The organism is Anabaena cylindrica UHCC 0172, from assembly GCF_034931625.1.
Lineage (GTDB): Bacteria > Cyanobacteriota > Cyanobacteriia > Cyanobacteriales > Nostocaceae > Anabaena > Anabaena cylindrica_A.
Genome location: NZ_JAYGGY010000104.1, coordinates 39,603 through 46,250 on the forward strand (window position 1 = coordinate 39,603; position 6,648 = coordinate 46,250).

General features: G+C 39.4%; 8 protein-coding genes. 3 read left to right on the forward strand and 5 right to left on the reverse strand.

What is annotated here, in order from left to right; all coding sequences use genetic code 11:
- Positions 1-5: 5 nt before the first annotated feature.
- The gene (gene speA, locus VB713_RS23505) at positions 6-2,018 is read right to left on the reverse strand and encodes a biosynthetic arginine decarboxylase (RefSeq protein WP_323313924.1); all 2,013 of its coding nucleotides are present in this window, start codon (positions 2,016-2,018) and stop codon (positions 6-8) included.
- Positions 2,019-2,311: 293 nt separating this feature from the next.
- Here speA and ndk point away from each other — a divergent pair, with 293 nt between their 5' ends.
- On the forward strand, positions 2,312-2,761 hold the full coding sequence (gene ndk / locus VB713_RS23510) for a nucleoside-diphosphate kinase (protein ID WP_323313925.1): 450 nt from the start codon (positions 2,312-2,314) through the stop codon (positions 2,759-2,761).
- An 87-nt stretch (positions 2,762-2,848) separates the two neighbouring features.
- On the opposite strand, the gene VB713_RS23515 is transcribed toward ndk, so the two are convergent.
- Entirely contained in the window at positions 2,849-3,574 is a 726-nt protein-coding gene (locus VB713_RS23515; protein ID WP_323313926.1) for a TerC family protein, read from the reverse strand.
- Positions 3,575-3,940: 366 nt separating this feature from the next.
- Here VB713_RS23515 and VB713_RS23520 point away from each other — a divergent pair, with 366 nt between their 5' ends.
- A complete protein-coding gene (locus VB713_RS23520; protein ID WP_323313927.1) occupies positions 3,941-4,375 on the forward strand; it encodes a hypothetical protein in 435 nt (144 codons plus the stop codon).
- Positions 4,376-4,853: 478 nt separating this feature from the next.
- Here VB713_RS23520 and VB713_RS23525 read toward each other — a convergent pair whose 3' ends face one another.
- The 3 genes from VB713_RS23525 to VB713_RS28340 form a co-directional block, all read right to left on the reverse strand.
- A complete protein-coding gene (locus VB713_RS23525) occupies positions 4,854-5,282 on the reverse strand; it encodes a hypothetical protein (RefSeq protein WP_323313931.1) in 429 nt (142 codons plus the stop codon).
- A gap of 65 nt (positions 5,283-5,347) precedes the next feature.
- Positions 5,348-6,040 carry a hypothetical protein gene (locus VB713_RS23530; protein ID WP_323313928.1) on the reverse strand — a complete coding sequence of 231 codons (693 nt, stop codon included), beginning with the start codon at positions 6,038-6,040 and terminating at the stop codon, positions 5,348-5,350.
- 387 nt (positions 6,041-6,427) lie between these two features.
- Positions 6,428-6,517, reverse strand: a complete 90-nt coding sequence (locus VB713_RS28340) for a PKD domain-containing protein (protein WP_416242477.1) — start codon at positions 6,515-6,517, stop codon at positions 6,428-6,430.
- 19 nt (positions 6,518-6,536) lie between these two features.
- Between VB713_RS28340 and VB713_RS23535 the strand changes: the two genes are divergently transcribed.
- A partial coding sequence (locus tag VB713_RS23535) for a pentapeptide repeat-containing protein (RefSeq protein WP_323313932.1) occupies positions 6,537-6,648 on the forward strand: 112 nt, incomplete at its 3' end.

The following is a 6,648-nucleotide window of genomic DNA, read 5'->3' on the forward strand; positions in this document are numbered from 1 at the left end:
CAATTCTAACTATTCAAGTAAGTGTATCTCCTGAGACTTTGTTCATAAGTTTGTAGCAGTCGCTGAGACTCAGCTAGGGTAATACGATTTTCTTCTAAGGCTTTTTCACAACGCTGGCGGATGTTTTCCACCATATCCTCAGAGTCATACTGCACGTAGCTAACTACTTCACTCATTGTATCACCCTTGACAACGTGTTTAATTTGGTAGCCTTTGGGTGTTAATTGGATATGAACAGCGTTAGTGTCACCAAAAAGATTATGTAAGTTGCCCATGATTTCTTGGTACGCTCCATTCAGGAACATTCCCAAATAATAGGGTTGTTCAGGTTTGAATTTATGCAATTCTAAAACTGATTTGACATCGCGCAGGTCAATAAAGCGGTCAATTTTACCATCACTATCACAGGTGAGGTCTGCTAAAATTCCTCGTTGTGTGGGTTCTTGATCTAGCTGATGTATGGGCATGATGGGAAATAGTTGATCAATTGCCCAACAATCCGGTGCTGATTGAAATACGGAAAGATTGATGTAGTAGATGGAAGCCATGATTTTCTCTAGGTCTTCCAATTCATCAGGTACGTATTCCTGCTGTCTGGTAATCTCCAGAATTTTTTGACAACAAGCCCAGTAGAGACGCTCGGCCTTTGCACGTTCTTTCAGGCGCAAAATTCCTAAGTTAAAGCGGCTGATGGCTTCTTCTTTAAATTGAGCAGCGTCGTGGTAAAACTCCTGATAGTTCTCTTGACTGATGGATTGGTAGGTTTCCCAAAGGTAATTAATAATTGGTGATTCTCCCTCTTGTGGGGGTTCTGGGAGTTCAAGGGGGACATCGCTAGTGCTAAGAACGTCAAAGATGAGGACTGATTGATGGGAAGCGATCGCTCTGCCACTTTCACTAATCAGTGTAGGTACGGGTAATTGACGTTCAGCACAAGTATCTTTTAATTCGGCTACAATATCGTTGGCATAGTTTTGCATATTGTAGTTTTTGGAGGCGTAGAAGTTGGTTTGAGAGCCATCGTAATCTACACCCAAGCCACCACCAACATCCAGATATTTCATATCTGCGCCTAACATCGCCAATTCTACATAAATGCGACTGGCTTCTTGAATGGCATCTTTAATGACATTGATGGCAGAGATTTGTGAACCGATATGGAAGTGTAGCAACTGCAAGGAATCGAGTAAATCAGCTTCCCGTAGCTTGTCAACCGCTTCCATAATTTCGGGAATGGTTAACCCAAATTTAGCGCGATCGCCTGTGGATGTTCCCCAACGTCCCATTCCTTGGGTGCTTAACTTCGCGCGTACTCCCAAAATTGGCTTGATTCCCAATTGCTTGTTAGCAGCAATCACCAAATCGACTTCTTCAATCTGTTCTATGACGATAATTGGTGTTTGTCCGAGCCTTTGGGATAACATTGCCGTTTCAATGTATTCTGCGTCTTTGTAGCCATTGCAAATTAACAATGCTCCTGGTGTATCCAGTACAGCCAGGGCAATCATTAATTCTGGCTTAGAACCAGCTTCTAGACCAAATTGATGGGGTTTGCCAAAACGCACCAAATCTTCAATTAAGTGCCTTTCCTGGTTGCATTTGACTGGAAATACACCACGATAAACACCAGTATAGTTATAACGAGCGATCGCTTTCGCAAAACAGGCATTCAACCGCTCAATCCGATCTTCCAAAATATCGGAAAAGCGAATTAACATGGGAAGCCCCAAATTACGCTGCTTTAAAGACTTAACTAATTCAAACAAATCTAGAGAACCGCCGCGATCGCCCTTGGGGGAAACTGTAACGTGTCCAGCCGCATTAATAGAAAAATAAGGCTTTCCCCAACCTTCAATTCGATAAAGGTCTTCGCTGTCCTCAATTTTCCAAGTACGAGGTAAATCGCTTGTCGTGGTAATAGGTGGCAGCAGCTTCTTGTGTTTGTGGTTTTTCAATTCAAATTTATGCCCGTTGGCAGGCATTTTGACAATCTCATCAGCGGTTGACTCGACACCCATTGATTCCTGACCTCTATTTTTCGCCCACGAGATAATAATTTAACAAATTAGTCCGGCAAGCGATATGTACCTAGCAATAATTTTTGATTGGTAATGGGTAATTGGGTAATGGGTAATGGGTAATGGGTAATGGGTAATTGGATTATTAACCTCCCCATCTCCCCTATCTCCCCATCTCTCCCATCCTCCCCATCGCCCTCATCTTCAGAGAATATTCTGGGAGTACTAGACAAAAAACTAAAGACGACTGACAATTAACGCATAAAAGCTTTATTAAGTTTTGGGAGATAGCTTTGGAACGCACATTTTTAGCAATTAAGCCTGATGGAGTCCAGCGCAGACTAGTGGGTGAAATTATCCGTCGCTTTGAAACTAAAGGCTTTACCCTCGTTGGCTTGAAGTTCCAGAAAGTCAGCCGGGAATTAGCTGAACAACACTATGATGTTCACCGGGAAAGACCATTTTTTCCAGGTTTAGTCGAATTTATCACTTCCGGACCTGTTGTGGCGATGGTTTGGGAAGGTGATGGCGTTATTGCTTCTGCCAGAAAAATCATTGGTGCAACAAATCCCTTAAACTCAGAACCAGGAACGATTCGCGGCGATTTTGGTATTAATGTTGGCCGCAATTTGATCCACGGTTCTGATGCTCCAGAAACTGCACAAAAGGAAATTGCACTGTGGTTCAAAGATGAAGAATTAGTAGCTTGGCAACCACACTCAACACCTTGGTTACATGAGTAATTAGGAACTGGTAATGGGTGATTGGTGATTGGTGATTGGAAAAAACTCTTACCCATTACCCATTACCCATTACCCATTACCCAATTCCTATTTCGATACTTCGCTTTTTTCTGGTTCTTCTGGGACTAATTCTTCAATAATGGTGCGTTTGGAAAATCCCCAGGCTAAGATAATAGCGATCGCACTAATCATGATCCATTGTGGTGGCACTAGATTATCATTAACGACTCTCAACAGTAGGCGTAAACCCACAAAAGCTACGGTGATATAGCCGGCATCTTCTAAATTTTCATATTCATCTAACCAGCGAATAAATAACCCAGCCATGAATCGGAGTGCAACAATACCGATTGTGGTTCCTGTGATTACCAACCACCATTCTTGAGAAACTGCGATCGCTGTTGTCACACTATCTAAGGAAAAAGCCAAATCGGTAAAAGCAATCACGGGTATAGCTTGCCACAGAGATTTAAAACGTGGACCGTGATGGTGATTTTCCTCGTCTTCCTGTGATGTAAAGTGTTGGAATACTAGCCACAGTAGGTAAGCAGCCCCCATTAGTTCAAATTGCCAGAATTTTTGTACCCAAGTGGCGGTGAGTAGTAGGGTAATTCTTAGTACATAGGCAAATACTAAACCGATGTTTAGCGCCTGATTTTCCAGCTTTTTGTCTTCTAGTCCCTGTGCGATCGCAGCCAGTGCGATCGCATTATCCGCCGATAGCACAGCCTCTAAAAACACTAGGATTAAGAGGACTATAAAGGCTTCTATGCTGAAATGTAAGTTTAATTGATTAAAAATTTGGTCTAGCATTCCAATTTCTCAGACAGTGAAAATCTCAATTAACAGGATTTAGATATTTTTTATGATCAAGAGTGCAAGAAATTGCTACTTTAGTCCAGTTTAACGTGTAGTTAGCGCATTTAATGACGACTTTCTTGAAAAATAAACCCCAAAAAATTTTATCATACTAGTATATTTACGGTGTTAACAATCCTCAAAAGCTGGCAGATATACAAGCATTTGTGATCATTAAGTTACACTTTTATACACAAAATGATTTATTAACGTTCGTTAGTATGAAATTAATATTGCGTGGGTAATTAACTACAAACAGAATTTATGCAAAAATGGTTTTATTAACATCTAAGGTAAAACTAAACAATCAAGAAAATCAAAATGAAAATTAGTAACATTAGATTACGTCCTCAGCAATTACTCTTATCACTGTCGGTGGTATGTGGTATTTTAGGTATAATAAATACCGATACTGTATCTTCTCAAACTACTTCTGTAGACCGAATTTTAAAGGTTAAACCTAATTTAAGTACTACTTTTAAGCGGCGAGAAAACTGGTATCAACAATCGAAAGATATAACCAGTAATGAGGAAAAATGCTCAGTTAGACAAGGTACGAAATTTTTTGTTTCTACCATCAGAAGACAAATTCAGAATGCACCAGCACGTCCTCAAGGTAACACTGAGAAATTGAGTGATTATTGGGAAGTTACATTTGAACAACCACTCCCTTGTCAACAGGATACAGACAATAATCCCACCTGGTTTGTCTATAAACAACACGTACAAGAACTAAGAACTATTCTTGTTCCTTAGAGGTTGTTTGAAAAGTCTCAATTATTACTCGCCCTGGCGACTAGAAGTCGCGGCTACACAGACAAAACCCACCTGCGTGGGTTTGAAAACCTTAATTTTGTGTTAGTCAACGGAGGTGGACTTCTCGGAGGGAAGCCACTTCGTGTCCTGCTTGTGTAGTAGCGTTCGCCCTTGGCGTGGCGAAGCCATATTATAATCGCCGAAAACTTTTAAAACATCCTCTTAGTGGTTGCTTTAAAATTCTAAAATGTCATCAGAAAGATGAAAGCATTACCTACTTTGAGTAATGCTCATTTTTTAGCGAATAAGTCAGGAGTTAGGAGTTAGAATTCAGGAGGAAGAAGAATATTTTTCTCTTCTGTTCCCTGCTATATCAAATATTCTGTATCCTGAATCCTTACGCGAATAAATTTGACTAGATGACTTAATAGGGCTTGCTGATAGTGTGCTGTAAGCCCTAAATATTTAATTTCCCGATTTACGAAAACCTAGAAAACCTATCAACTAGATTATTTGCTAAATCTAATAATTCTTGATTGCAAATATCACCATTACCAATTAAAATATCCCGCACAGCAAATAATTTTTCATCTCCTCTATAAATCCGCAAAGATTCTTCCAAATTTACGGCTAAATCAAACAGTGATTCATTTCTCAAATAATACCTAATTTTCACAGCTACATCATCATCACTAACTAGAAATTCCTTAATAGCATCAAATAAAGAATTAGAGATTTCATCATCTCCCCAAGTTTCTAACCAATCTCCATCTACATCTTCAACATAGAGATGAACAAAATTTAGCCCATTTTCTAACCAGTCTTGTTGCATTCTGCGGGCTGCTGCTAAAATTTCAGCAAATTCATCTACTTGAGTAGTGCTGTTCATTGTTTGTTGGTTAACCATAAATGCTGTTGTAAGCAGATAGCGATGTAGGAAAGGACTGAGATATTCAATATCGAAATTTGACATCAGGAAAAATTGACATACTTTCCTTGAGCAAGATGGTCGCTGTTATAGAGTGCCACGTTGACTAACTGATTAATGAAATCACTTTCTCCGGGGTTGTAACTTAAAAACAATCCTCTTTCTATTTCCCACAATTGCAGTGAATTTTGCCACTTCTCATACTTTCTGACATGAAACTCTTCACTAACACTGGTAACTTGAATACAAAGTGGTTTTTGCTGATGATTACTAATGATTAAGTCTGTTGCCATAGAGAGATCAGCAATATAGCGCTGCCAAAAGCTCCCTTCACGACGGACAATATCTTGAGCTATTGATTTAATGATATCACTATCAAACTGATTAAACTCTCCTGCCATTATTTTTTTCTTCCAAATATAAAATTTGGCATCTGTTGAGTTTATCCATCGAGGAAATAGGTAACTGTACCAATATCTTTCATTTGCGGTCATTTGGTCAAATTTTGCTTGTCGTTCTGCTTCCGAAGGTAAAGATTGAATGATCAGCCAAATTGTAGAGTCTGTAATTACCTCTAGAAGAAACGCTAGGACAAATGGTTTTGCAGTCAGGGAACCAGGCCGAATGAATTTTACCCAACGATTGATCTCGTTTAGTCTTTTTGCTAACTGAGGATCTATCGTTGATGCTTTCTCGGTCAGTGACTTTAGTTTATCCTTTATCTCTTTTGCTTGCAAACTAGGCCCTACTTTTCAGTGACTAACAGTTTTGTTGAAAATTTATACCTTGTATCAGGATGAACCGAATCATAGTTTATTATTAAAATCTGGTTTTAAAAGGAGATTCCCTTAAAAAGCTAATTGTTCCAAAGTATTTTAATTAACAATCTGTGAGTATGTAACAACACAGGTTTTTCCCCGGCTAATGGGTGTAATATACCTATTAATTTAGGGAGGTGTTGCTATTTTACCCTCTAGGAAGGGACAAGAGGTGTAATTTTTATTTTCCTAAATCACACTTAACATTTCCTTTAGGTTTAACCAAATTCTGGAGGGTTTTGAGTCAAGATCGACTAAATCAGCAGCGAATTAAGAATTATTTTAATCTGCTATTGCACGTTAAATTTATTTAATATTGGTGTAGGTGTGGGTGGGGTTAAGGATGCCTGTGGCTGTGCTGTTGTCGCCAAAGTCCCATGTAATTGTATGTGTTATTTAATGAGGGATCTGAGTTATGGATGCTGAAGAGTTGTTGCAGCGTTATGCTGCTGGGGAAAGAAACTTTAGTGGGGTTGATTTGAGGGAAGCCGATTTGAGTAGTGCTGAATTGGGTAGAGCCAATTTGA